The organism is Dakarella massiliensis (assembly GCF_001182045.1).
Lineage (GTDB): Bacteria > Pseudomonadota > Gammaproteobacteria > Burkholderiales > Burkholderiaceae_F > Mesosutterella > Mesosutterella massiliensis.
On record NZ_CVTY01000007.1, the window covers coordinates 108732 to 133611 of the forward strand.

At 56.2% G+C, this 24880-nt stretch carries 17 protein-coding genes and 2 rRNA genes; 7 read left to right on the forward strand and 12 right to left on the reverse strand.

The genetic code is table 11. The features are described from left to right. The first annotated feature begins 208 nt into the window (after positions 1 to 208). Positions 209 to 3091: ribosomal RNA gene (locus BN1936_RS06865) — 23S ribosomal RNA — on the forward strand. A 158-nt stretch (positions 3092 to 3249) separates the two neighbouring features. Next, positions 3250 to 3364, forward strand: a 5S ribosomal RNA gene (gene rrf / locus BN1936_RS06870). Between the two features lie 126 nt (positions 3365 to 3490). On the opposite strand, the gene BN1936_RS06875 is transcribed toward rrf, so the two are convergent. After that, positions 3491 to 4438 (reverse strand): LysR family transcriptional regulator, encoded by a 948-nt coding sequence (locus BN1936_RS06875; RefSeq protein WP_022444750.1) that lies wholly within the window; start codon positions 4436 to 4438, stop codon positions 3491 to 3493. A gap of 275 nt (positions 4439 to 4713) precedes the next feature. Here BN1936_RS06875 and BN1936_RS06880 point away from each other — a divergent pair, with 275 nt between their 5' ends. After that, positions 4714 to 5565 (forward strand): MetQ/NlpA family ABC transporter substrate-binding protein, encoded by an 852-nt coding sequence (locus tag BN1936_RS06880; RefSeq protein ID WP_049687015.1) that lies wholly within the window; start codon positions 4714 to 4716, stop codon positions 5563 to 5565. A 90-nt stretch (positions 5566 to 5655) separates the two neighbouring features. Here BN1936_RS06880 and BN1936_RS06885 read toward each other — a convergent pair whose 3' ends face one another. The 5 genes from BN1936_RS06885 to argC form a co-directional block, all read right to left on the reverse strand. Then, complete coding sequence (locus BN1936_RS06885; protein ID WP_022444752.1) at positions 5656 to 6066, reverse strand: DUF4332 domain-containing protein; 411 nt, start codon at positions 6064 to 6066, stop codon at positions 5656 to 5658. A 206-nt stretch (positions 6067 to 6272) separates the two neighbouring features. Next, positions 6273 to 7739, reverse strand: coding sequence for an acetylornithine/succinylornithine family transaminase (locus BN1936_RS06890; RefSeq protein WP_082164514.1), 1467 nt, complete (start codon positions 7737 to 7739; stop codon positions 6273 to 6275). Then, complete coding sequence (argB, locus tag BN1936_RS06895; RefSeq protein WP_022444755.1) at positions 7739 to 8653, reverse strand: acetylglutamate kinase; 915 nt, start codon at positions 8651 to 8653, stop codon at positions 7739 to 7741. Before argB ends, BN1936_RS06890 begins: the two co-directional genes overlap by 1 nt. Before the next feature lie 20 nt (positions 8654 to 8673). Next, positions 8674 to 9897 carry a bifunctional ornithine acetyltransferase/N-acetylglutamate synthase gene (argJ, locus tag BN1936_RS06900; protein ID WP_022444756.1) on the reverse strand — a complete coding sequence of 408 codons (1224 nt, stop codon included), beginning with the start codon at positions 9895 to 9897 and terminating at the stop codon, positions 8674 to 8676. A 122-nt stretch (positions 9898 to 10019) separates the two neighbouring features. Further along, positions 10020 to 10955, reverse strand: coding sequence for an N-acetyl-gamma-glutamyl-phosphate reductase (argC, locus tag BN1936_RS06905; RefSeq protein WP_049687016.1), 936 nt, complete (start codon positions 10953 to 10955; stop codon positions 10020 to 10022). 336 nt (positions 10956 to 11291) lie between these two features. Between argC and BN1936_RS06910 the strand changes: the two genes are divergently transcribed. Further along, a complete protein-coding gene (locus tag BN1936_RS06910) occupies positions 11292 to 12092 on the forward strand; it encodes a hypothetical protein (RefSeq protein WP_049687017.1) in 801 nt (266 codons plus the stop codon). A 58-nt stretch (positions 12093 to 12150) separates the two neighbouring features. Here the strand turns inward: BN1936_RS06910 and BN1936_RS06915 are convergent, their stop codons facing one another. Then, positions 12151 to 14247: a 3'-5' exonuclease gene (locus BN1936_RS06915; protein ID WP_049687018.1), complete on the reverse strand. Its 2097-nt coding sequence runs from the start codon at positions 14245 to 14247 to the stop codon at positions 12151 to 12153. Between the two features lie 129 nt (positions 14248 to 14376). Here BN1936_RS06915 and BN1936_RS06920 point away from each other — a divergent pair, with 129 nt between their 5' ends. Then, on the forward strand, positions 14377 to 15360 hold the full coding sequence (locus BN1936_RS06920; RefSeq protein ID WP_022442786.1) for an NAD(P)-dependent oxidoreductase: 984 nt from the start codon (positions 14377 to 14379) through the stop codon (positions 15358 to 15360). Between the two features lie 56 nt (positions 15361 to 15416). On the opposite strand, the gene BN1936_RS06925 is transcribed toward BN1936_RS06920, so the two are convergent. Then, entirely contained in the window at positions 15417 to 16016 is a 600-nt protein-coding gene (locus tag BN1936_RS06925; protein WP_022442785.1) for a MarC family protein, read from the reverse strand. Positions 16017 to 16277: 261 nt separating this feature from the next. Here BN1936_RS06925 and BN1936_RS06930 point away from each other — a divergent pair, with 261 nt between their 5' ends. Then, positions 16278 to 17828 carry an FGGY-family carbohydrate kinase gene (locus tag BN1936_RS06930; RefSeq protein ID WP_049687020.1) on the forward strand — a complete coding sequence of 517 codons (1551 nt, stop codon included), beginning with the start codon at positions 16278 to 16280 and terminating at the stop codon, positions 17826 to 17828. A gap of 86 nt (positions 17829 to 17914) precedes the next feature. Here BN1936_RS06930 and BN1936_RS06935 read toward each other — a convergent pair whose 3' ends face one another. After that, a complete protein-coding gene (locus BN1936_RS06935) occupies positions 17915 to 18865 on the reverse strand; it encodes an AEC family transporter (RefSeq protein WP_022442783.1) in 951 nt (316 codons plus the stop codon). A 344-nt stretch (positions 18866 to 19209) separates the two neighbouring features. Then, complete coding sequence (locus tag BN1936_RS06940; protein ID WP_049687022.1) at positions 19210 to 19785, reverse strand: hypothetical protein; 576 nt, start codon at positions 19783 to 19785, stop codon at positions 19210 to 19212. A 161-nt stretch (positions 19786 to 19946) separates the two neighbouring features. On the opposite strand from BN1936_RS06940, the gene BN1936_RS06945 reads away from it, so the two are divergent. Then, on the forward strand, positions 19947 to 22847 hold the full coding sequence (locus BN1936_RS06945; protein WP_049687023.1) for a M16 family metallopeptidase: 2901 nt from the start codon (positions 19947 to 19949) through the stop codon (positions 22845 to 22847). Between the two features lie 36 nt (positions 22848 to 22883). Here the strand turns inward: BN1936_RS06945 and BN1936_RS06950 are convergent, their stop codons facing one another. Both BN1936_RS06950 and BN1936_RS06955 read right to left on the reverse strand, forming a co-directional pair. Continuing rightward, positions 22884 to 23576, reverse strand: coding sequence for a hypothetical protein (locus tag BN1936_RS06950; protein ID WP_022442781.1), 693 nt, complete (start codon positions 23574 to 23576; stop codon positions 22884 to 22886). Positions 23577 to 23668: 92 nt separating this feature from the next. Further along, positions 23669 to 24856 carry a MalY/PatB family protein gene (locus tag BN1936_RS06955; RefSeq protein ID WP_022442780.1) on the reverse strand — a complete coding sequence of 396 codons (1188 nt, stop codon included), beginning with the start codon at positions 24854 to 24856 and terminating at the stop codon, positions 23669 to 23671. Positions 24857 to 24880 lie beyond the last annotated feature (24 nt).

Consider the following 24880-nt stretch of genomic DNA (forward strand, 5'->3'; position numbering starts at 1 on the left):
TCGGTTGTTCTTTAACAATTAGGAAGGAATGAAAGTTCTAAGTGCCTGAAATACTTGATGAGGGTATTTCAGGGCAGTTATGAACATGGGTTGTGATTGCATTCACAAATTTGCAAGTTTCTCCAAGAAACCGAAGCAACATTTAGAGAACAGCGACACGTTACAAGTCGATTGAAATCGTGCCGGGTAAAAGGCGGCAGGGTTATAGGATCAAGCGACTAAGTGCATGTGGTGGATGCCTTGGCGATCACAGGCGATGAAGGACGCGGCAGTCTGCGAAAAGCCCCGGGGAGCTGACAACGAGCTTTGATCCGGGGGTCTCCGAATGAGGGAACTCCAAGCTTTAGCTTGATCCATGCGTGAATACATAGCGTATGGAGGCGAACGCGGCGAACTGAAACATCTCAGTAGCTGCAGGAAAAGAAATCAACCGAGATTCCGGAAGTAGCGGCGAGCGAAACCGGAACAGCCTGAATTCGATATTGAGAAAAACACTGGAAGAGTCTGGAAAGGCTCGCCATAGTGGGTGATAGCCCCGTACGGGACGTTTATCTCAAGGTACTGAGGATTCGAAAAGTAGGTCGGGGCACGTGAAACCCTGGCTGAACATGGGGGGACCATCCTCCAAGGCTAAATACTCGTGATCGACCGATAGCGTACTAGTACTGTGAAGGAAAGGTTAAAAGAACCCCGGGAGGGGAGTGAAATAGATTCTGAAACCGCATGCATACAAACAGTAGGAGCCCTTCGGGGTGACTGCGTACCTTTTGCATAATGGGTCAGCGACTTATGTTATGTGGCAAGCCTAACCGACTAGGGGAGGCGCAGCGAAAGCGAGTCCGAACAGGGCGATTCAGTCGCATGGCATAGACCCGAAACCAGATGAGCTAACCATGGCCAGGCTGAAGGTGTGGTAACACACACTGGAGGGCCGAACCTACTGGTGTTGCAAAACCAGAGGATGAGCTGTGGTTAGGGGTGAAAGGCTTAACAAATCTGGAGATAGCTGGTTCTCCCCGAAAACTATTGAGGTAGTGCCTTGTATATGAGCTTCTGGGGGTAGAGCACTGTTATAGCTAGGGGGACATGGCGTCTTACCAAACTATGGCAAACTCCGAATACCAGAAAGCTTCGTACAGGAGACAGAGCACCGGGTGCTAACGTCCGGACTCAAAAGGGAATCAACCCAGACCGCCAGCTAAGGTCCCTAATATCAGCTAAGTGGAAAACGAAGTGGAAAGGCTAAAACAGTCAGGAAGTTGGCTTAGAAGCAGCCATCCTTCAAAGAAAGCGTAATAGCTCACTGATCGAGTCCTTCCGCGCGGAAGATGTAACGGGGCTAAGTTGATAACCGAAGCTGCGGATTCATACTTTTAGTGTGAGTGGTAGGGGAGCGTTCTGTAAGCCTGCGAAGGTGGATCGTAAGGTCTGCTGGAGGTATCAGAAGTGCGAATGCTGACATGAGTAACGATAAAGCGGGTGAAAAGCCCGCTCGCCGCAAACCCAAGGTTTCCTGCTCTACGTTAATCGGAGCAGGGTGAGTCGGTTCCTAAGGCCAGGCTGAGAAGCGTAGCTGATGGAAATCAGGTTAATATTCCTGAACCGGCGTTGAATGCGATGGGGTGACGGAGCAGCCAGAGTGGACCGGGTGTTGGATGTCCCGGCTTCCGAGCGATGGGTGCCTGCAGGCAAATCCGCAGGCGTATACCCAGGACGAAGGATCGGGTCTTCTTTTGAAGACGAAGCCACTGGAAGCGCTTCCAGGAAAAACCTCTAAGCTTCAGTTCAACGGCGACCGTACCGTAAACCGACACAGGTGGGTGAGCTGAATATGCTCAGGCGCTTGAGAGAACTCGGGAGAAGGAACTCGGCAAATTGACACCGTAACTTCGGAAGAAGGTGTGCCTTTGTAGCTTGATGGGAGAGAAACCCAAAGGGCGAAGAGGTCTCAGAGAATCGGTGGCTGTAACTGTTTACTAAAAACACAGCGCTCTGCAAAGATGAAAGTCGACGTATAGGGCGTGATGCCTGCCCGGTGCTGGAAGATTAATTGATGGGGTGCAAGCTCCTGATCGAAGTCCCAGTAAACGGCGGCCGTAACTATAACGGTCCTAAGGTAGCGAAATTCCTTGTCGGGCAAGTTCCGACCTGCACGAATGGCATAATAATGGCCACACTGTCTCCTCCCGAGACTCAGTGAAATTGAAATGTTTGTGATGATGCAATCTCCCCGCGGCTAGACGGAAAGACCCCATGAACCTTAACTGTAGCTTTGCATTGGACTTTGAACCGATCTGTGTAGGATAGGCGGGAGGCTTTGAAGAATGGACGCCAGTTCATTCGGAGCCGTCGTTGAAATACCGCCCTGATTTGTTTGAGGTTCTAACCTGGGCCAGTAATCCTGGCTGGGGACCGTGCATGGTGGGCAGTTTGACTGGGGCGGTCTCCTCCTAAAGGGTAACGGAGGAGTGCGAAGGTACGCTAATCACGGTCGGAAATCGTGAGGATACTGCAATGGGAAAAGCGTGCCTGACTGCGAGACAGACAAGTCGAGCAGATGCGAAAGCAGGTCATAGTGATCCGGTGGCTTCTGCATGGAAGGGCCATCGCTCAACGGATAAAAGGTACTCTGGGGATAACAGGCTGATACCGCCCAAGAGTTCATATCGACGGCGGTGTTTGGCACCTCGATGTCGGCTCATCTCATCCTGGGGCTGTAGCCGGTCCCAAGGGTATGGCTGTTCGCCATTTAAAGAGGTACGTGAGCTGGGTTTAAAACGTCGTGAGACAGTTTGGTCCCTATCTACCGCGGGCGCTGGAAGATTGACAGGGGCTGCTCCTAGTACGAGAGGACCGGAGTGGACGCACCTCTGGTGTATCGGTTGTGACGCCAGTCGCATTGCCGAGTAGCTATGTGCGGAAGAGATAACCGCTGAAAGCATCTAAGCGGGAAACTTGCCTGAAGATTAGTCTTCCCGGAGGCTTGACCTCCCTGAAGGGTCGTCCGAGACCAGGACGTTGATAGGCCAGGTGTGGAAGCGCTGTGAGGCGTGAAGCTAACTGGTACTAATTGCCCGTGCGGCTTGATCCTATAACCGTGCTGCTTAGTTAAATGACAGCAAAGGTTTTGAAAGGAAGCTTGCAAAAAGAAAGAAGTGTGTGAATGTGGAAAAGCAAGCCATGTGATTTCATTCCTTCCCAAAGAATTCGCTTCAGAAGTCCTAAAAAACTTTGAAAGCAAAGCCTTTGCCTGACGGCCATAGCAGAGTGGCCCCACCCCTTCCCATTCCGAACAGGACGGTGAAACGCTCTCGCGCCAATGATAGTCGGTTGTATTTCCGGTGAAAGTAGGTCACTGTCAGGCTCCCCCCTTCAAAACCCTCGAAAGTTTTTCTTTCGAGGGTTTTGTTTTATGGGTATTTACGAAATCCGGATATGAAAAAAGGGAGGAGCATCCGCTCCTCCCTTCTTTCGGGTTTCATAAAGACCTCTACGCGGTTTCCGCTGCGTCGTTCAGCGTAGTGAGTTCCTTGCCTTCCTTTTTCATGCAGTCAATCAACGCGCGGGCCGCCTTGGAAACGTACCGGTTGCTGCGGTAGACGACGCGGATATCGGACTCCGGAATCTTCGGACGGATTGAGAAGAACCGAAGCGGGAACTTAGGCGCGAAGAGCCGCGCGAGCGTATTGGTTACCAGCGTCGGTCCGACCTTTTCGTCGGTCAAGGCTAGACACGTCGCCAGATCACCGGTTTCCAGCATCACCTTGGGTTTTGCGTGGGCCTTCGCGCAGAGATCATCAAAGACCGACCGCATCCGCAGATCGTGTTTCACGGTGACGAACGGTTTTCCATCAAAAAGTCTGAAGTCCAGAACAGGGTAGGATGACGCCCGGTTTTCAACTGCCTGGCTGCACATGGGATCATCCGCCCGGAGCGCGATCAGGCACTCTTTGGAATAGAGTTCCTCTGTCGTGATGTTGGGAAGGTTTCTCGGATTCGGAACAATGGCGAGATCCAGTCTCCCGTCTGCGACGGATTCTTCCAGATCCACGCCGGACCCCTGTTCGATCACAAGCTCCACGCCTGGGAACTCTTTCATGAAGGGTGGCAGGGCATTGACGAGGAAATACCCCTCAAAGTACTGAGGTGTACCGACAACCAGCCGGCCCGTGATGCCGCTCCCCATATCGTGAATCTGCACCCGCGAGAGCGCGCGGATCTTATTGACGTTCTTTTCGGCCTCAATCCAGCATTCCCCGGCAGGCGTCAGCCGCAGAGGTTTTGCTACGCGGTCAACCAGCGTAGCGCCAACGTCCTTTTCAAGACGCATGATGAACTGAGAGAGCGAGGGCTGAGAGATGTTTAGGCGCTTCGCAGCTCTGGAAAAGCTGCCAGCCTCGAGAAGTGTCTGTATATATTGGAAAGGTTTGTCTGCCATGGTCACAGTTGTACCAAAGAAGAATGTTCAACCCCTATACGACCCCCTGAGACCATTATAGATTTTTTTCTATTTTGTTATAAGTTTGTTTTTAAGAATTAACAATTAAATTCAATTCTGAGAGCATTGATCCTATCGCCTGTACTCCTGGTAATACCTCGAAAACCCGTGTTTTTCTGCGAGACTTTTTTTTGAAAAAACGCTACATTTACTTAACCGAATTCTGTTTCGCCCCATGAAACCGGGCGGATTGAAAAGTTCTAAGGAGATAGATAATGAAGCGTCGTCAATTCCTGGCTCTTGCCTCCAGCGCTGCTGCCGCTGCCATCCTGACTGCCTGCGGTAAGAAAGAAGCCGCCTCTTCGGCTGCCGCCACCGCTACGGCGGGTTCGAGCGCCGCTGCCGGCAACATCACCATCAAGGTCGGCGCGACTCCGGTTCCGCATGCTGATCTTCTGAAGGTTGCCGCGAAGAACCTCGAGAAAGAAGGCGTTACGCTGCAGATTATCGAGTTTAACGATTACGTTCAGCCGAACACGGCTCTGGAAGACAAGTCGATTGACGCGAACTTCTTCCAGCATAAGCCTTACCTCGATGATTTCCTGCAGCAGCATAAGACTCACCTTCTTGCCCTGGCACCGATCCATATTGAACCGATCGGTCTTTATGCCGGCAAGAGCAAGGATCTGAAGAACATCAAGAACGGCGCTACGATCGCGATTCCGAATGACGCCACGAACGGCGGCCGCGCTCTGCTTCTCCTGCAGTTTGCCGGCATCATTCAGCTGAAGAAGGGCACTGGCATCAACGCGACGAAGGCTGATATCGTTTCGAACCCGCATAACGTGAAGCTTCAGGAACTGGAAGCCGCTCAGATTCCGCGTTCCCTGAAGGACGTTGACTTCGCTGTCATCAATTCGAACTTCGCCCTGACCGTGAATCTGAACCCGGTGAAGGACGCTCTCTTCATTGAAGACTCCAAGTCCCCATACGCGAACTACCTCGTTGTCCGTCAGGGTGATGAGAACCGTCCTGAGATCCAGAAGCTTGTGAAGGCTCTGCAGTCTCCGGAAGTGAAGGAATACATCGATAAGAACCTGAAGGGCGCTGTCGTCGCTGCCTTCTGATAGTTCTGCCGATAAACAGCTTCAGTGCAAAAGAAGCGCCCGGATCCTGATGGACCCGGGCGCTTTTTAAATCCCAGACGAAATTTCTGCTTAGTAGGTCATCACGGCCGGCAGAGTCTTCGCTTCTTCAACCCACTTGGCGACTTCCTTCTCGGAAACCGCGCCGTTCGTCAGATTCTTGGCGGCGTTGACCTCAGCCATCTTTTCAGCGAGGTTCTTCGGGACGCGATGCGCCAGTTCCTTCACCGTATCAACACCGGCTGCTTCCAGCAGTTCGGCGTACTGAGGACCGACGCCGTTGATACGGCATAGATCAGCATGGTTCGTCCACGTGAGAATCAGCTTTCCGGAAATTCCCGTGGCCTCTTCCAGCTCGGCACGGCCCGTACGGGTAGCTGCTTTCTTCAGCAGATCGGCAGAATCCTTGATGCCCGCTTCTTCCAGCTTTTTGGCGTAAGTTTCGCCAACGCCTTCGATATCAATCATTTTGTAGGTCGTCATTTCCAGATTTCCTTTTTCAGGTGATGGGATACTATTCAATATAAATCTTTTTTCTGTATTACGGTAATGCATTTTTTGCAATTTCCCCCTAAAAAATCCTCTTTTAATTCTTTCTAGTAAACTCACACCATTCTCTTTAGAGGTACAAAAGCAGTGAAAAAGAAGAAGCTGAGCCTCGGGGGGCTCCCGGATATCGGTTTCATGGATCAGGATGCCGGCAGCCTTCCAGGGGCTTTTGGAGACAAGACAGCGCCGCGGCCGGCAGCAGTGAAACTGAAGAAGGAACTTGCCGCAAAGAAGGCGGCCAAAGCTGAGATTCCGGCCGAAGCGAAGAAAACGTTTGACCGCGTTGCGAAGGCGCTCGAGGAATTTGATTCCGCGGTGAAGAAGCACGCCCGGTAACGACACGGGTTTCTTTTCATTTCGGAGGCAAAAAGAAAGCCCGCGGAATGTTTCCCGCGGGCTTTGGCCTGTCTGAAGGAGTCAGACTCTGCCGGAGATTCAGGCCGCTGCGGCAAGCAGCACGTCACAAGCGCCTTTTTCAGATCAGCGTCCGAAATGTTAAGAGGCGGAAGAAGCCGCACCATGCCGCCATGAGCGGTCAGGGCGAGAACGCCGTTCTCCATCATTTTCGCGACGACTTCATTCTCGGACTTCACGGTCTTCACGCCGATCATGAGGCCGAGGCCAGAAATACGCTCAATGCCGGGTTTTCCGGCGAGGTACTCCTTCACGAAATTCCCCTTGCGGGTGACTTCGGCGAGGAACTTATCGTCGAGACGCTTCAGAATTGAAAGCGCGCCGGCGCAGACGATCGGATTGCCGCCGAAGGTGGAGCCGTTCTTCCCCGGGGTGAAGACATTTTCAACCTTCTTCCCGAGCATCGTGGCACCGATCGGCAGACCTCCGCCAAGACCCTTGGCGGTCGACACTACATCAGGGAGCACGCCGTAATGCTCATAGGCATAGAGCTTTCCAGTGCGGCCGTTTCCGCACTGGACCTCGTCTGTCATGAAAACGATGTCCTCTTTTTCGCAGAGTTCAGAGACCCCCTTCACATAGGCGTCGGAAAGCGCCCGGACACCGCCTTCACCCTGAACGCATTCAATCAGGATGCCGGCCACGCGGTTCTCGCGGACGATCTGTTTCAGCCCTTCGAGGTCATCAGGCTCCGCGTGGACAAAGCCCGGTGTCAGGGGGAGAAAGTCCTGGTGGAACATGTCCTGGCCAGTTGCGGCGAGCGTCGTAAGCGTACGGCCGTGGAAAGAGTCGCGGAGCGTCACGATGGTGTTCCACTCTTTGCCTTTCTTCGCTGCCGCATAGGCGCGTGCCGCCTTGATGGCGCATTCATTCGCTTCAGCGCCTGAATTGCTGAAGAACACCTTCTTGAGACCTGTGCGTTCGCAGAGGAATTCGGCGAGCTCCGCGTCAGGAGCGGAGTAGTAGAGGTTCGAGGTGTGCTGGAAACGGTGCAGCTGCGTCTGCACAGCTTCAATCCAGGCCGGATCCTTCTGGCCGAAGATATTCACGCCGATTCCGGAACCGAGATCGATATAGTGCTTGCCGTTTTCATCCGTGAGGATCGATCCCTCACCATCGACAATCTGCACTGGATACCGGGAGTAGGTGTTCGCAATGTACTGAGAGTCAAGCGTCTTAATGTTAGTCGTCATCAGTCATCAGTCCTTTCATCATTTTTATCGGCCGGATTTTTCTCAGCCTTCTTTTTCTTTACGATCATCGTGCCCGCACCGGTATCGGTGAAGAGCTCCATCAGGACGGAGTGAGGGATGCGCCCGTCCATGATGATCACCTTTGAAACATTGTTCTTCAGCGCCGTGATGCAGCATTCAATCTTCGGGATCATGCCGCCGGAAATAATTCCGGAGCCGATCATTCCTTCCGCTTCTTCCATGTCGATCAGCGGAATGAGCGAATTGGGATCATCCTTATCCTTCAGCAGCCCCTGAATGTTCGTCATCAGGATGAGACGCTGAGCGTGAAGGGCCGAGGCAATTTTTGCCGCGGCCGTATCCGCGTTGATGTTGTAGACGTTCCCTTCTTTATCGCAGCCGAGTGAAGAGATCACCGGAATATAGCCGCGCTCGAGGAGGTCCCGGATCGGGACCGGGTTCACTTTCGCGATTTCACCCACGTAGCCGAGCGCCGGATCCTTCATCTTCGCCGTGATCATGCGGCCGTCCATGCCGGAGAGACCGATCGCGCTGCCGCCCTTCGCCTCCAGATAGGTGACGAGGGTTTTGTTGATCTTGCCGGCAAGTACCATCTGGGCAATCTCAACCGTTTCCTTATCCGTCACGCGGAGACCGTTCACGAACTGCGATTCCTTGCCGACGCGCTTCAGCATGCCGGTGATTTCCGGGCCGCCGCCGTGCACGAGCACCACGCGGACACCCACGAGGTGCAGGAGGACGATATCCTCCATCACCTGCTGCTGGAGATCTTCTGTCAGCATAGCGTTTCCGCCGTACTTCACGACCACGGTCTTACCGTAGTATTTCTTGAAGTAGGGGAGCGCCTGGGTCAGGACTTCAGCCCGATCCGCATTCGAAAAAGCTGTTGCCATTTTTCTGTCTCCTCCCTTGATCATGTCCGATAGTCGCCGTTGATCTTGACGTAGTCGTAGGTGAGGTCGCAGCCCCAGGCCGTGGCTTTGCCCTCGCCGTCATGAAGATCAATGAGGATATTGATTTCGGGTTCGAGAAGCACTTTCTTCGCGATGTCTTCGGAAAAGGGAATACCGGCTCCGTCGACGCAGACCGGGATAACGCCGGCTTTCGATTCGAAAGAGAGCTCCACCTTATTCACGTCAACATCCGCGCCGCTGTAACCGATCGCGCAGAGCACGCGGCCCCAGTTTGCGTCCGCGCCGAACATGGCGGTTTTGACGAGGGACGAGGTAATCACGGCTTTCGCGGCGATCCGTGCATCCTTATCGGTCTTCGCGCCGACCACCCGGCATTCGAGCATCTTGGTCGCGCCTTCGCCGTCCCCCGCGATCATGCGGCAGAGATGGATCGTGACGGTGTTGAGCGCCTCCATGAAGGCCGTAAAGTCGGGACCTTCGGAAGTGATCGGCTCGTTCCCGGCAAGACCGTTCGCGAGCAGCAGGACGTGATCATTCGTCGACGTGTCACCGTCCACGGACGTCATATTGAAAGTCTTCTGCACATCGTGCGAGAGGGCCTTCTGGAGCATCTCAGAGGAAACTGCGCAGTCCGTCGTGATGAAAACGAGCATGGTGGCGAGATTCGGGTGAATCATGCCAGAGCCCTTCGCGATTGCGCCGATGTGGCAGGTCTTGCCGCCGGCTGTAAACTCAACCGCGATCTGCTTCATGCGCGTATCGGTCGTCAGAATACCCTGGGACGCGTATTCACCGTGCTCCTGATCGCGGGCGAGCCCGGCAATCAGAGAGGGGAGACCGTTCACGATCGGGGTGATATCGAGAGGCTTTCCGATCACGCCGGTCGAGGAGACGCAGACATCATCGGGTTTGAGGCCCAGCTGCGCAGCGGTGATTTCAGTCATCCGTTCAGCGACCTCAACGCCATCCGCGTTGCAGGTATTGGCGTTGCCGCTGTTCACGATGACCGCCTGCGCGTGACCGTCCTTCAGGTGGTCGCGCGTCACGAGGAGGGGTGCGCCTTTCACCCGGTTCTGGGTGTAGACCGCGGCGGCAGTGCAGGGCACATCACTCACGATCAGCGTGAGATCGCGTTTCGACTGATTCTTTCTGATGCCGCAGTGAATGCCGTTAGCCCGGAATCCGAGCGGCGTGCAGACATTTCCGGAAGAGATCTTCAACATGTCAGTGATCCTTCTAGCAAAAAAGGGTATGCGTAAGACCCACCCGCAGCCCGAAGCCCGGATGCCCGGGCGGCTGCGTGAGGTTCGCTTGAAAAAAGTTACTTTTAGCCGGTGCGCGCCGATCAGACAAGCCTGAGGCCGGTCTCGGGCGCAGCGCCGATTACAAGGTTGAGACACTCGACCGCGGCGCCCGATGCTCCTTTTCCAAGGTTATCGTAGCGCGCGGCAAGAAGGATGCGGTCTTCGTTACCAAAAACAGACACATCCATTCTGTCGAGTCCCGAAAGGGAAAGTGCGGAGAGGAATCCGGACTCGTCCGCATTTTCCCGGTACGAGACGATGGGGCCTCGGTATCGTGACTGATAGACTCGTCGGATATCTTCAATGGTGGCGCCGTTCAGGAGATCCTCGCGGAAAACCGGAACGGTAACGAGCATGCCTGAGTAGAAGTCGCCAACAATCGGAAGGAAAGCGGGCAGCGTATGGAGCCCGGTCAGAGCTTTCATTTCAGGGAGATGCTTATGGTGCTGGGGGAGGGCGTAGGCACGCGGTGCGTCGAGGAGCGGGCTCCGGCCTTCGGACTCATACTCGGCAATCATCTTTTTGCCGCCGCCGGAGTATCCGGTGAGCGACGTGATGGAGAGCCGTGCGTCAGGCGACAGAATACCTGCTTCTACAAGCGGAGAGACGAGAGCGATGAAACCGCTCGCGTGGCAGCCCGGAACCGCAATGCGGCGGGACGTCCGGATCGCTTCTTCCCGGGCGGGACCGAGTTCAGGGAATCCATACGCCCAGCCAGGCGCCGTACGGTGCGCGGTGCTCGCGTCCAGCACAATGGTATTGGGATTGGTGATGAGGCTTACCGCTTCGATGGCTGCCGTGTCCGGCAGACAGAGAATCGCGACATCCGCGCTGTTCAGCGCGTTGCGGCGGGCTTCAGGGTCCTTTCGGGATTCTTCCGGGAGCGTGATAAGAGTAAGTTCCTGACGGCCTTCGAGCCGCTCACGGATTCGCAGTCCGGTGGTGCCCGAACTTCCGTCGATAAAAACTTGAGTCATTCCTGCCTTCTTATTAAAGCCTGCCCGGGGGAAATGTGGCCCTGACAGGAGTGCTTGTAAAGATGACTGTTTTGGCCGACCGCGGAAAGCTGACACGGCGTACTGCTGACTCCTGGGGTACTTAGCCCCTGCCTCAAGACATCGTCTGTTTAAGATACAAGTTCCATAAAAACCTGTAGGGAAAGCGGGCTATTCAATCTTGATCGATATCAAACAAACCGGAATAGAAGGGTTTTCAAAAGCCTTTCAGGGGATGTAATTCAGGATTACCCGTACTATAGTAGTTATTTTTACGGGTTTACCCTTTAAGAGGTAAACGAAAATTACTTTTGCTATATGAACTTCCCTTTTGTTCCGCCTGCCTCCAATGCAGCCACTCTCCGATGGAAGAACTGGATTGCGATCCATTTCCTTATAACCGGTGTTGCTGTGCTGACTCTTTCAGGTTTCTCATCCGTCATGGGAATCTGGGTGCTGGAGGACTATGGACTGACGCTGAGTGCTCCGGGCTGGGAGCTGATGCGGGGAGCCAAAGTGGTGGGGGAAGTTCTGTCAGGTCTTGGTCTCGTGCTTTTTGTGATTGGCATCTGGACTGGGAAACCCCGGACAAAGCTGGGGTTATGGCTCTCATGCCTTCTCGCGCTGTGGCTCGCGGTCACGGTGCCGGGACCGAGGTTTGAGCCGGTTATTGACGCGGGTCTTCCCGTTCCCGTCTGGTGCGGTCTGATGTCGCTTGCCATCCTTGTGTTCACGCTCCGTGTCGCGACAGGGAGCCGTCAGGCGCTTCCTGTCGCCATCTGCACCGCGGTGGTGCTGGGAGCGCTGACGGCGGAGAACCTCGCGCCGGTGCTGCTCGGGATTCTCTTTATCCTGCTCGGAAGAACGCGGTCCGCGCTGCTCGCGCGTGAGGAGCTCCTTTTCACGCTTGCGAGTCCGGACCGTGAGACCCTGACCGGCTTTGTGCTTCAGGGGGTAGGGTACGGGATCGTCGTGCTCGGCGCCGCGGCCTGGTACTCCTACAGCGCCTACTCCAATGAGCACTTTTCGGTTTCCCTTCTGATTCAGGGAATCGTGATCTTCCTGATCGGCGCCGTTCTGCTTTTTATCCGGCCGGAAAAGAAGCCGGACGCAAAATAAAAGGCTGATTCCGCATTCTGCGGAACCAGCCCGATCTCTGTGAAAAGATCCTCAGAGGCTACTTCTTCTTCGCCTTGCTCTTGGCCTTCACATCCTTTTCATACTGAATCAGTTCATTCAGATATTCGCCAGGGGTGTCACTGCAGGACACGTAGAGGCGGTCAACCGCGCGGGATGCTGCCACATGGAAGAGGGCGCGCTCAGATCGCGCGGCTTCTTCCCGGTCATCCGGATCCGGCGATTCGTTCAGTGTCAGCGCGTCAGGAATGTTGCCTTCATCGGCGCCCACAATGAATACGGCTCTGAACTCAAGCCCCTTCAGACGATGCAGTGTCGCGCTTCTGACACCAGCTGCGTTCGGGTCATCCGGAATGTTTCTCGAAATCTGCAGCGTCTTGATGCCGCGCTTGGAAAGGGCGCTCTGGTAATCATCAAGCAGGCTGTCCGTACGGGCGGCGATGACGATAGAGGAGAGTGCGAGGTCGCGTTCCGTATCTATCAGGTGATGAATCTGACGGACGATCCAGCTCACCTCGTCAGTGAATTCCTTACCGACATAGAGTTCGGGAAGCGGGCCGTGACGGAGGGTGATCTCACGTTCTTTATCCTTTTCGGGAGTTTTCCCTTCGTTCAGGATGTAGTCCGCGGCACCGGCGATTTCGGCCGTCGTACGGTAGCTCGTCGTGAGGAACTGGGACCGACCGCCCTTTACATTGATTCCGCAGGCGGCGAAGGACACATCGCGGCCGTAAATTCTTTCGCGGCTGTCGCCCACAAGGAAGAGGTCACCCTCGACATCGCGGAGTTCGGGGTGCTTATCGTGGTCAGGAGTCAGAGCCCGGAGGAGCTTCAGACCCTCAGGACCGAAATCCTGAATTTCATCAGCGATCACGGCGCGGTACGGTGCCTTTTCAGCGGTGCTGCTGCTCGTGAGGAGACCGATCGCCGCGTAATAAGCGTCAGGCGCTGCGACCTTGCCGCGGGCGAAAAGTTCCCGCCTGAAGTTCTCAAAGACGGGCCAGATCGCCTCGCGCTGCTCAGGCGTGAGCGTCGAAGCATCTGACTTCATATAGGTCTTCTGGATCCGGATGTTATTTGGAAGCACATGGCGCTCGAATTCCTCCCGCGCCTCGGCTTCAGTAACGCCTTCCGGCAGCGTTTCAGTCGCCGCTTTCCAAGCGAGCTCATAAATCGGTTTACCCGGATAGATGATCGCGGGCTTATAGCCGTTCCGGCGAATGAATGCCGTGACCCAGCCGTCGAGGTTTGTCACCTCAATGGTGTTGATCCGGTCCGCGCGGACGAGCCTCTGCAGCTGTTCCTCGATATCGACGGCGAGGTTACGCGTCGCGGTGACGAAAAGCAGCCGGTCATCATCCTTCCAGTCGGGGAGTTCAACAAGATGCTTCGCGCGGTGCATGGCAACCACAGACTTGCCGGTGCCGGCGCCGCCCTGAACGAGAAGCGCTCCCTTCCACGGGCCGTCAACAATCTTCTTCTGCTCGGGGTTGAGGTAGAGGCGGATCTTGCCCATCTGGGATTCCGCGGAGTGGTGGAGCTTCGCGTACTCACGCTTCACCGCGGACCACTCGGCGCCATCCACGTACCAGGTGAGACTCTGATAAGTCTCAGCCGGGATTTTGCTCCGGGAAGCTTCAAGCGCTTCCTTGTTTTCGAGATCCCGCACGAGCGGCAGCTTTGCCTTGGGAAGCCCGATCGCGATCAGTTCCTCGTCAGAGATATCCGCGAAGAGCGGCGGGGGCGGAGGCGGTACCTCTTCCTCGTGCTTCACCGCGCCGGGTCTCTCGCGGAGTCTGAAATAACCGCCGGCTTTCGCCTTGTCGCTCGGAACGAATTCGTGTTCTGCCGCCCATTCAAACGCTGCCTTCGTCCAGTTGGCTTGGGCGATGATCAGAAGATCCGGGGCGGGTTCCGCGACAACGACGCTCCAGGCGGAGTTGAGAGTAAAGATCCGGAAGCTCTCAGGCACTTCCTGGGACTTTCTTTCCTTATAGGGAATCTCTTCGGGATTGGCAGAAAAGCGGGAGATAAATGCGAATAGATCCGTCTGAATGACGGACGGCGCGCTGGAGAGTGCTTCTACCAGCTGTGGAAGTAGGAAAATCTGGACAGCGCCTGCTTTTGAATCAGTCATGACTGCTCCCTAATTTGTGATACTTCGGCCGCAAAAGAAGAACCGAAGATTCCACTATCTGCTAAATTCATTGTACACAGGAAAAAAATAATTTCGAAACTATCTCCTGATAAGGGGATGGGAGGTCGCATGCGGGTTGTTATCACGTCGCGGGGCTTTGCGGAAAAAGGCGAATTGAGGGGTTCCTCTTCCTCCAATGATCCCGAATCGATCCTCCGGGAAGCGGGTTTCGAAGTGGTGAATCTTTCGGGGTCCGGGTTCGGTGCCCAGAGCACTGAGGAAGAGCTTTTTGAAGCCCTGAAGGACGCGGACGCAGCTATTGTGGGGCTTGAGCCTATAACGGAAAGCCTGATCCGGAGGCTCCCTAAGCTTCGTGCCGTGACACGGCGCGGGATCGGGTATGACTCCGTCGATATCGACGCCTGCCGGGCTCGCGGTATCGCAGTGATGAGGACAACGGGAGCCGTGGAAGGCGCCGTTGCTGAGCATGTGCTGGCATACCTTCTTTATTTCGCCCGACGTCTGGATCTTCAGAATCAGTCCATGCAGTCGGGGCGCTGGGAACGGATGGCAATGCCGGGGCTCGCCGGTTCAACGCTGGGTCTCATCGGGTTTGGCGGAATCGGGAAGGAAATCGCGCGCCGCGCGGCGCCGTTCGGAGTCCGGATTCTGTATACCTGCCGTCATCCGGATCCCGCCTGGGAGGCGGAGTTCGGCGTCACCTATGTCCCGATGGATGAGCTCCTGAGAGAAAGCGACGCGGTGTCAGTAAACGTGCCGCTCACCCCGGCTACCCGGGGAATGATCGGAGAGGCGGAGCTTTCGCTGATGAAGCGAGACGCGGTGCTTATCAATATCGCTCGGGGGCCGGTCGTGGATGCCGCGGCGGTGAGGCGTCATCTCGATCAGGGAACGCTTGGCGGGGCGGCCGCGGACGTTTTTGATCATGAACCCTGCACGGATTCTCCTCTGATGGGGGCAGAGAAAACCGTTCTGACACCCCACACGGCGTCCTTCACGAAACGGAACGCGGCCGGCATGAATATCCGGGCCGCGAGGAATATCGCCGAGTGGGCCCGCGGAACCCTGGATCCGAAGTACGTGGTGAAGTAAAAGCAAAAGGCGGAATTTCAATTCCGCCTTTTCTGCACCTGGGGAACGAAGTCTGTTTACTTCAGGAAAGCGGCGATGCCTGTGAACATCAGCTGACAGCTGAGGGCCGCGAGCACCAGCCCCGTGATTTTGGAAAGCATCGCGATACCGTTCGCGCCGAGCACGCTTTTCACGCGGTCTGCGACAAAGAGCATCAGTCCGACAGTAAGACACGCCGCCACAATGCAGGCAAGCGTCTCCGCCTTCTTGATATAGGTGGGCGATTCCGCGGCGGCAATGACGAGAGCGCCGACCGTGCCGGGGCCGATTGTGATCGGAATGGCGAGCGGCACAATCGCGAGGCTCATGAGCGAGCTGTCAGTCGACGGAAGAGAAAACTTTCCCTGGGTGAGCGACACCGCGGAAAGGAAGAGCAGGGCACCCGCGCCGATTCGGAAAGAGTCCACTGTGATTCCGAAGAGATCAAAAATCGTTTCCCCGAAGAGAAAAAGCAGGATCGAGGTGAGAACGATACCGACCGTCACGCGGCCTGCGAGGGCCCGCTGCATCCGCGTTTCTACCTTTTCAGTAAGCGCGAGAAAAACCGCGAGAATGAAGAACGGGGTGAGCAGAAAGAAAAACTTGATATAAACCGAGACGGCTGCTGAAAGGGACATATCGGATACTTCTGGGGGCTGTTTGTTATGGTTTACGTGAATAGTTTACACGGAAACCCGTGGGCAAATTCATAATTCCTAACAGTTTTGCCCGTTGGTCACAAAAACGTGCTAACCACTAGTGTGTAGTTGGTTCCGGATCGGTACAATCGATCAGTTCATCACAGGAAGCGGAAGATGGCACTTTACGGCCTGCAGGTCTCACCTGCCTGCACCCCGCAGTTTTTCCCTTCCCTCAATCAGAGGTTTTAAAAGAACATTATGGGAAAGCTTTATCTCGGATTTGACGCCGGTACTCAGAGCGTCAAGGTCGCGGTCTATGACAGCAGCTGGACAAAGGTTGCGTCCCACAGTCTTCCGACTACCCTCGGGTATCCGAATCCGGGCTGGGTTCAGATGGATGCGGACGAATACGTCGCGAATACGGTTACGTGCATGAAGGCCTGCAGCGAAGAGCTTCGCCGCAAGGGCTACAATCCGGCGGATGTCGCTGCCATTATGGGTGACGGCATTATCTGCGGTATCACCGGTATTGACGCTGATGGCAACGCGATTACTCCCTTCATCAACTATCTGGATTCCCGGACGAAGGAAGACGTTGACGCGATCAACAGCACGCCCCGCGAGATCTGGGGCCGTGAGACCGGAAACCCGGAAGCTTCCTGTATGTTTCCGGCGATGTTCGCCCGCTGGTTCCTGAAGAATTCCGACGCGTTCAAAGAACGCGGCGTGAAGTTTGTCCATGACGCGCCGTATATCCTTATGCATCTTGCGGGTCTCAAGGCTGAGGACGCCTTTATTGACTGGGGCACGATGTCTGGCTGGGGTCTTGGCTACCGCGTGATGGATAAGGTCTGGAGCGAGGAACAGCTTGAGATTCTCGGCATCGATCCGAAATACATGCCGAAGATCCTGAAGCCCTGGGATATTGTCGGAAAACTCACCGCTGAAATGGCTGAGAAGACTGGTTTCGCGGAAGGCACGCTTGTCTGCGCGGGCGCCGGCGACACGATGCAGTCGATGCTCGGCAGCGGTGTCTTTGAGTCTGGTCAGGGCGTTGACGTAGCGGGTACCTGCTCGATGTTCTGCGTTTCGACGGACGGCATTGTTCCCGAGCTCTCGAAACCCGGTTCCGGTCTGATCTTCAATTCCGGCTCCCTTCCGGACACCTATTTCTACTGGGGCTATATCCGCACGGGAGGTCTTGCGCTTCGCTGGTTCAAGGACAACATCTGCCTGAAGTCAGACGATCCGAAATACTACGTGCCGCTTTCCGAAATGGCGGAAAAGGTTCCTGCGGGCTGCAATGGCGTCCTCTTCCTTCCGTATCTCACGGGCGGCACCGGTGATGAAGCGAACGCTTCCGGCTGCTTCCTCAACCTCACGCTGGATGATGATCAGGGCGTGATGTGGCGCGCTGTGCTTGAGGCGATCGGCTACGACTATATGGAGATCACGGATACGTACCGTGCCTCCGGTGTCCCGCTGAAGCGCATTACGGTGACGGAAGGCGGTTCGCGCGACTCTCTCTGGAATCAGATCAAGGCGGATATGCTCGCGTCTGACGTCGTCCGTTTCCGCAACGCGGGCGGCGCGGTCGTCACGAACTGCGTTTTCGCGGCTCTCGCGTCGGGCGGAGTGAAGGACGTGATTCCGGCGCTTCAGAAAACGATCGTGCGCGATGCTTCTTACGCCCCGAACCCCGCGAATTCCGAGCTTTACCGCGATCTCTTCATGAAGAAGGTGAAGCTTGTGAAGCAGGATATGCGTGAAGCCTTCAAGACGCTCCGAAGCATGAAGTCTTTCCGCTGAGAAGCTCCTGTAAGCTAACAAAAAGCCGCCGGTTTCTCAAAAAGAACCGGCGGCTTTCTTGTTGGTGAAATCGCTTCCGTTCTTTATCAGAGGTAGAGCCAGAAGAAGATCGGGCAGAGCACCGCGAGGAACACGATCGTGGTGGACACGAAAGCGGCCATCGCGGTGTCGGTCTTCAGACCATAAAGCGCGCAGCAGAACACTGTGTTGATCGCGACAGGGCAGGCGGACTGGATAACGAGCGTTGCCGTGATCGTCTTATCCGAGAACACGAAGAAGCAGAAGAGCCAGATAATCGCCGGCATCACAATGAATTTCAGCGGAATCAGCTTCAGCACATTGAGGTTCAGCTGACGGCGGGCGGCCGCGAAGTTGAGAAGCAGGCCCACCGGAAGGAACTGGATCCAGGCCGAAATATGAACGAGCGCGGCAAAGAACGGGGCAAAGCAGTCCGGCTGCTTCACGCCGCCGAGAGAAAGCGCGGCGCCCGCGAGCATGCCGAGGATTGACACCTGATTCCAGGTGAAGAACATCTCACGGAAGGTGCGCTTTTTGGAAAGGCCTCGCTGGGTATCGGCCATATCGTGGAACTTCTGACAGACCGGGAAGCAGAAGAGAATCAGCACGATACTCTGCAGCACGCCGATCACCTGGACGTAGGCGAACGACGTGGCACCAAGCAGCATGAAGCAGAGAAGACCGCCAAGCGTGCTGGTATTTCCAAGCATGGAGGACACCACGAGGGCGCCGCGTTCCAGCGGATCCTCAACTTTCTTCGTGATTGCCATGCCGAGGAAATACGGCACGAAAAGAATAATGAGACCGGCAATCGGGATCAGTGCCACTTCTGCGGTGAACTTCAGCTTCCAGAAAGCGACAAAGGCGAGGACCGTGAAGAGACCCCGGACATTCAGCTTGATCATGAAGTCATTGAATGCCGGCTTGACGAGATTTTTCTGCTTCAGAAAGTAGCCGATCGATATCGGACCGATGATATCAATCAGAAGCAGCACAACTCGCATTAATGTATCGTCCATTTCGGGCCCTCTTCTCCCAAGGTTTTTTGAAGCGTAAGGCGCATGAGCTTACGCCCATGAAATAGGCAGAGGTTGCTGAAAAACCCCGAAAACAGGGGATACTAAAGGAAATACCTAAAGTCAGACGGATAGGGGCGCCTAGGTCAATCTGACTATCTACGTATCTCACTATAGAGGCGGTCTGACCTCAGAATGGATGGGACAATGGCTCGCGGAGAGTAGGGCTGAAGGGGAAGTAACTGCGTGATTTCTGAACAGGATTTCGGGGATGGGTGAAATTCGAGACACAAAAAAGGCACTTCATTTCTGAACTGCCTTTCTGATCGGATCAGCCAGCGAGGATTTTAGGCCTTCGGCTCTTCCTTCTTCGCTTCAGGAGCCGGAGCGGCGACTGCGGCAGCGGCCTCAGCGCGGGCTTCCTTTTTCACGGGGTTCGGAACCGACTTCTGAACGGGCTTATCAGCCTGCTTCGGCTTCGAGCCGGCCTTTCCCTTGCGGGCAGCGATTTCAGCCTGACGGGCGGCCTCGCGCTCAGCCTTCTCGCGGATCTTATGAATGAAGCGGCGGACACGCTCAGCTTCATTTTCCGTCAGCCAGAAGCTCTTCTGTGAGCGGCCTTCAGCAATCTGTGCGTCACGGAACGCCTTCCAGTCGCCGGAAGTCTTCTTCAGAGCCTGCTGCAGAGCGCCCATGGGAGCGGGGTGATCGTGACCGCGGCCATTATGACGGTCGCCGTTTCCGCGATGATCGCCGTGGCGATTTCCCTTCTTGCCCTGAGGGGCCTTGGCAGGACGCTTGGCGTCAGAAGCCTGGGCGGGTGCCTTGGTTTCTGCGGCGGGAGCAGCCTTCTCTTCAGTCTTTGCTTTTTCAGGCGCTGCGGCAGCGGTTTCAGCTGCCTGATCAGTCGTGGTGGGTTCCATATTCCTAATACCCTTTGTACGAAACAATCGCTTTGGGGCTCTTACCCGAAAGCTAATTCGCTAGAGTTTAGCGAAAAGCGCCGCAAATTGGAAAGCTTTTCAGTGGGTATGGGTTCTTTTTCTTAGAATGACGTAATCTGTTATCTGAATTCCCATCTCCCATGCGACAGTCAGCCGTTCCCCGTCTGCTTTTCTCAATGATCCTCACCGCTATCGCGGCTGAGGCAGGGGCTTATACGGCGTCCTCCCCCTGGTTTCAGGGGAAGGGACCCGCGGTTCCCGCGCTGGCGGAATCAGCGTGGATCGGCGGGTGGCGAGAGGCGGGTGATCTGATGCCTGACTCCCGGATCATTCAGGGGAAACTTCCGAACGGTTTTCGATATGCGCTCTTTCCCGCTCCCCGGAAAGGAAAGGTGTCGCTTTCTCTTATTGTTGGCGCCGGGTCATACGCCGAGCGGCCATCTGAGCGGGGGTACGCCCACTTCACGGAACACCTCGCTTTTACGGGATCCACTCACTATCCATCAGGCACTGCTGCCCGGTTCTTTGAAGAAAACGGCATGAAGTTCGGGCGTGACGCGAATGCCTTCACGTCCGGCAACCGGACCGTGTTCCGGATCACGCTCCAGAAAACGGATCAGAAGACACTCTCTGAATCCCTGCAGGTGCTCAGTGACTTCGCGGGCGGCGTGCTTTTCACGCCGGAGTCTGTCGCGAGTGAGCGGGGCGTTGTGCTCTCAGAACTTGCGCTCGCGGATACGGAGGAAGGGCGAACGCTCGCTGATCAGAGAAAGTTTCTCTACGGCGGCACCCAGTTTGAGTTTCTCTCGGCGGGGGATCCTGCCGTGATTTCCGCGGCATCTCCCGAAAACCTGAAGCGCTTCTACCGGACCTGGTATGTCCCGCAGCGCATGATCCTCGCGGCGGCAGGTGACATCCGGACTGATGACCTTGTTCCGCTGATTGAGAAAACGTTTGGAACGCTTCAGGCGGGTACGCCGCCCCCGGTGCCTTATCTGGGTGACCCTGATCGGGAGGGAGTAAGAGCGTGGTCCGGTGTAATCCGGGGGAACCGGGCTCGGATCCGGATCCGCGTCATGCGGAAACGGTCTCCGGCCGAGGACTCGGCAGCGTTAAGAAAATCCGGATACCTTATCGCCGCGGCTCAGAGTGTGCTCACTGAACGGCTCTCACGCCGGGCAGAGGCGGGCGGCGCCCCCTGGGTGTCCGCGGCTGCTTATATCGGAATTCAGGATCCCTATCTGCCTGAGGCATCGCTTCGTACGGATGGCGGTTCGTCCTCTTGGGAGGCTTCTCTTTCGGCGCTCCTCGCCGAACTGAAATCCGCGGAAACTGGTGTGACGGACGAGGAGGCGGCTCGCGCGAAGCGGAGAATCCGGACGGCCCTCGAAAGCGCGGTCAAAGCCGGAATTCCGGATCCGGACATCGCGGTGGAAGGGATGGAGACCGAACTCGCGTCCGGCCGTGTGATGACGTCCCTCGAAACGGATCTCGGTCTTTTTGACGCCGCAGCGCCTTCGATCACTGGCAAAGCGATTTCAGACGCCATTCGGGAAGTCTTTGAAACCGGTGCGGTCACAATTGAACTCATGGCGCCAGAGAAGGTGCGCGAGTCTGATCTTCTCCGGGCGTATGAGAGCGCGAAGCGGGGAGGGAGCGGGAGAGAGCCCGTCGGATCTCAGACCGGTAGAATCCGCTTCCCCTATCTCAGGCTTCCGCCGCTTCCGGATACACCGGCCCTCAGGGGAGCGGAGAGAAAAGCTGAAACCCGGGTGATGGCTCAGGGGGTTGAACTGAAAACACTGCCACTCGCTAACGGGGCAAAACTCAGCCTGCTGCCTGAAAAAAACGCGGAGGGTGTCACCGTATCGCTTTTCTTCGGCCCGGGAACGGATGCCCTGCCGACTGACCGCCTGTGGGTTCCGCGGTTCGCGTCCCTCATTCTTCCTCAGCGCGGAGTCGGCCGGATGTCCCCCATGGAAACCGCGTCGTCTCTTGGTTCACTCGGTGTCCGGGTGTCTGAGTCGTACGCCGCGAAAACCGCGGTGATCCAGGGAACAGCCCCCGCGCAGCGCCTCAGGACGCTTTTTGAAGCCATCTGGACGCAGTACCTGGACCCGATGGTCGGCGAAGGGGACGCGGCGCGTGCGGCAGAAGGTGTTCTGAATACGGAAGACCGGATAGTGAACACGATGGATGGCGCGGTGACGTGGCGGCCTTCCTATTTCTTCCACGGCGGGAATCCGGCCTTCGCGCCGATCACGAAAGCGGATACCGCGCGATTTACAAAGGAAGCGGCGCTTTCCTGGTTCCGTGACACCCGGAATCCCGGGCCGATCCGGATTCTGGTCACCGGATCCTTTGATGAAGCAGAGGCGCTGAAACTCGCGGAACAGCTTTTCGGAAACGAAATCATCCGCGGTCCCCGCCCCGCCGCGGCGAGATCCCGTTACCGGTTCCCGGCCGGAGTGGAAAAGACAGAAACCCTAAAGGAAACGACGCCGCGCGCCGGCGTGTTCACGGCTTGGGGATACACGCTTTCTCCGTCTGAGCGGGGAAATTCAGGGTACTGGGCCGGAAGAGCCGCAGCCGCCGCGCTCGATACCCGGATCCGCAGGATTCTGCGCTCTGAACTTGGTCTCACCTACAGTCCCTGGTGCCGGCTTGTCCGTGTTGAATCGGATCCGGAGGAAAGCTATATCGAGTCCGGAGTCCTCACCGAGGCCTCTGATATCGCTTCTGTGCGGACGCGGATCCGTGCGATCGCGGCAGATCTCGCGAGGCATAGGATCACGGAGTCTGAGTTTTCGGAAATCAAATCGCCCCTCGCGTCTGAAATGAGGAACGCGATCGCGTCCCCGCGGTTCTGGCGGGAAGAAGCGGCGTATTCGATTGAAAACATCCGGGGCACTGATCCGGTGTCTGAACTCCGGGCGCTTGAGGGGCTGACCCTTTCTGACGTCAACGCGGCTATCCGGCGTGCCTTTGAGAGCCGCCCCGCGGTACTCATGATCCAAGGGCAGAAAAAAGGGGAGAAATAAAAATTTCTCCCCTTCGTGCGACGCGATTGTTTGCCTTCAATTGATCGGGCGGGCCGAAAGCGGCTCACCTTCGTATCCATTCTTATAAAGCGTCTCCTCAGCGACGAGGAAACGATGCAGGGCCTGCGCGACAAGTTCGAGGTTGGTTCCGGAGGCCTTTTCCCGGAGAACCTTGATTGTGGCGTAGCCAAGCGGTCTCAGATGCCCGAAGAAGAACCTCGCCTGCTCCTTATCGTCCGCTCTCTGCGAAATCAGCGCCTGAAGGAACGAGAACTCAGCGGGCAGTGTGTCCGCGAGCCGCTCCATTCCAGGCTCAATCGAGATTCCGTTATCTGTATAGCGATCAAGCAGCCGGTTGCGGAACCCCTCCTCATCAAAGGTGAGGCTTTCGGGCTTGAGGAGCGCGGTTTCGGAAAGCATCTTCACGTCGCCGTTTTTGAAGAGGAGCGCGAGATCGGCGTTCATCTGCTCCACCGGATAGGGAGCAGGCTTCAGCTCGGGAGGCGGCTGCGGCAGCGCCATCTGCTCCACAAAGGAGAGATCGTGCCATAGCGACTCCCACTGATTCGACGCCTCGCGGCGCTGCTCGGCATTGAAGAAAAAGAGAATAAACCAGAGGCAGACGGAGGCACGCTTCGCGTCATACTGATACCTGAGCGTCTGCTTGGCGATCGCGTTCCAGTCAACGTTGCCGTTCATCTGGATATCGCCGCTGTTACCTGCTGCCATAAATGAGTTCCGTATTGAAAAAAGACTGCTGATACACCTTATATAGGGGCAGGATCCCTGTATTTCAAGGGGTTGCGGCGATATAAAGGGTGTCAGCCCTTTTTGCGTTCGTCTTCGGCCCAGAGCGCGATCCGGCGAAGCCCTTCACGGAGCCGGGCCCGGGGTGTCGCGATATTGATCCGGATCCAGCCGGGGGATGTTTCGCCATAGTGAGCACCGCCATTCACGCGGACGTGATAGCCGTGGAGCAGCTCGTTCTCAATTTCGGTCGATGTCTTCCCAAAGGACGAGAAATCGATCCAGGGGAGATACGTGCCTTCCTGAGGCGAAAGGAAGCAGCCCGGGAGTGACTCGCGGACAAACTCCTCGATCACCTTCCGGTTGCCATCGAGGTAGTGATTCAGGGCGTCGAGCCAGGCCGCGCCCCGGTCGCTGTAAGCCGCGATCAGCGCCTCAATTCCGAGCGGATTCGGGTCGCAGACCTCGTTGATGTTGATCTGCCGGTCAATCCGGTTCCGGACCTCTGTGACCGGCGCGATGATGTACGCGGTCTGAAGCCCGGCGATATTGAAGGCCTTGGAGGCGGCAGACGCCGTGATCACATGGTCCTTCGCCCACGGGGAGACAGAGGCGAGCGGCGTGTAGCGGAAGCCTTCAGCCGTGAGTTCGCCGTGGATTTCGTCTGAAATCAGGAAGATCCCGTGCTTTTCGCAGATCTCAGCGACACGCGTGAGTTCGTCTCGCGTCCACACGCGGCCTGTCGGGTTCTGAGGATTGCAGAAGAGGAGGGCGCGGGCCTTTTCTCTGGAAGCACGTTCTTCGAGATCCTCGAAATCGATTTCCCAGCGGCCATTCACGAGCTTCAGCGCGTTTTCGCTCAGCACAAGGCCCGAATTCCGGACTGAGGAGAAGAAGCAGTTGTAGGCAGGCGTCTGGATGATGACTTCATCGCCCGGGAGGCAGAGCCCCTGAAGGATCGAGGAAATCGCGGGCACCACGCCGGTCGTGGGAATAATCGAAGTCCGGGAGAATTCCACGCCGTAACGCTTCCGGTACCAGCTGACGATCGCCTCATAAAAGGCTTTCGTCGGGAGGCCGTAACCGAAAACGCCGGAATCGAGTTTCTTCTGAAGCGCTTCGAGAATCACCGGGGCGGCGCGGAAATCCATATCCGCGACCCAGAGCTCGATCACGTCCAAATCCTGGTCGATATCCCACTTAAGCGAGCGGGTGCCGCGGCGGGCAATCAGCTCGTCGAAATCAAACTGTTCTTCTGCCATCTCAGTTGTGTCTTGCTCTGTCGA

Coding starts and splice junctions, on each gene's coding strand:
- BN1936_RS06875 (WP_022444750.1), bottom strand. CDS start 4,438: ATGGCAGACAAACCTTTCCAATATATACAGACACTTCTCGAGGCTGGC.
- BN1936_RS06880 (WP_049687015.1), top strand. CDS start 4,714: ATGAAGCGTCGTCAATTCCTGGCTCTTGCCTCCAGCGCTGCTGCCGCT.
- BN1936_RS06885 (WP_022444752.1), bottom strand. CDS start 6,066: ATGACGACCTACAAAATGATTGATATCGAAGGCGTTGGCGAAACTTAC.
- BN1936_RS06890 (WP_082164514.1), bottom strand. CDS start 7,739: ATGACGACTAACATTAAGACGCTTGACTCTCAGTACATTGCGAACACC.
- argB (WP_022444755.1), bottom strand. CDS start 8,653: ATGGCAACAGCTTTTTCGAATGCGGATCGGGCTGAAGTCCTGACCCAG.
- argJ (WP_022444756.1), bottom strand. CDS start 9,897: ATGTTGAAGATCTCTTCCGGAAATGTCTGCACGCCGCTCGGATTCCGG.
- argC (WP_049687016.1), bottom strand. CDS start 10,955: ATGACTCAAGTTTTTATCGACGGAAGTTCGGGCACCACCGGACTGCGA.
- BN1936_RS06910 (WP_049687017.1), top strand. CDS start 11,292: ATGAACTTCCCTTTTGTTCCGCCTGCCTCCAATGCAGCCACTCTCCGA.
- BN1936_RS06915 (WP_049687018.1), bottom strand. CDS start 14,247: ATGACTGATTCAAAAGCAGGCGCTGTCCAGATTTTCCTACTTCCACAG.
- BN1936_RS06920 (WP_022442786.1), top strand. CDS start 14,377: ATGCGGGTTGTTATCACGTCGCGGGGCTTTGCGGAAAAAGGCGAATTG.
- BN1936_RS06925 (WP_022442785.1), bottom strand. CDS start 16,016: ATGTCCCTTTCAGCAGCCGTCTCGGTTTATATCAAGTTTTTCTTTCTG.
- BN1936_RS06930 (WP_049687020.1), top strand. CDS start 16,278: ATGGGAAAGCTTTATCTCGGATTTGACGCCGGTACTCAGAGCGTCAAG.
- BN1936_RS06935 (WP_022442783.1), bottom strand. CDS start 18,865: ATGGACGATACATTAATGCGAGTTGTGCTGCTTCTGATTGATATCATC.
- BN1936_RS06940 (WP_049687022.1), bottom strand. CDS start 19,785: ATGGAACCCACCACGACTGATCAGGCAGCTGAAACCGCTGCCGCAGCG.
- BN1936_RS06945 (WP_049687023.1), top strand. CDS start 19,947: ATGCGACAGTCAGCCGTTCCCCGTCTGCTTTTCTCAATGATCCTCACC.
- BN1936_RS06950 (WP_022442781.1), bottom strand. CDS start 23,576: ATGGCAGCAGGTAACAGCGGCGATATCCAGATGAACGGCAACGTTGAC.
- BN1936_RS06955 (WP_022442780.1), bottom strand. CDS start 24,856: ATGGCAGAAGAACAGTTTGATTTCGACGAGCTGATTGCCCGCCGCGGC.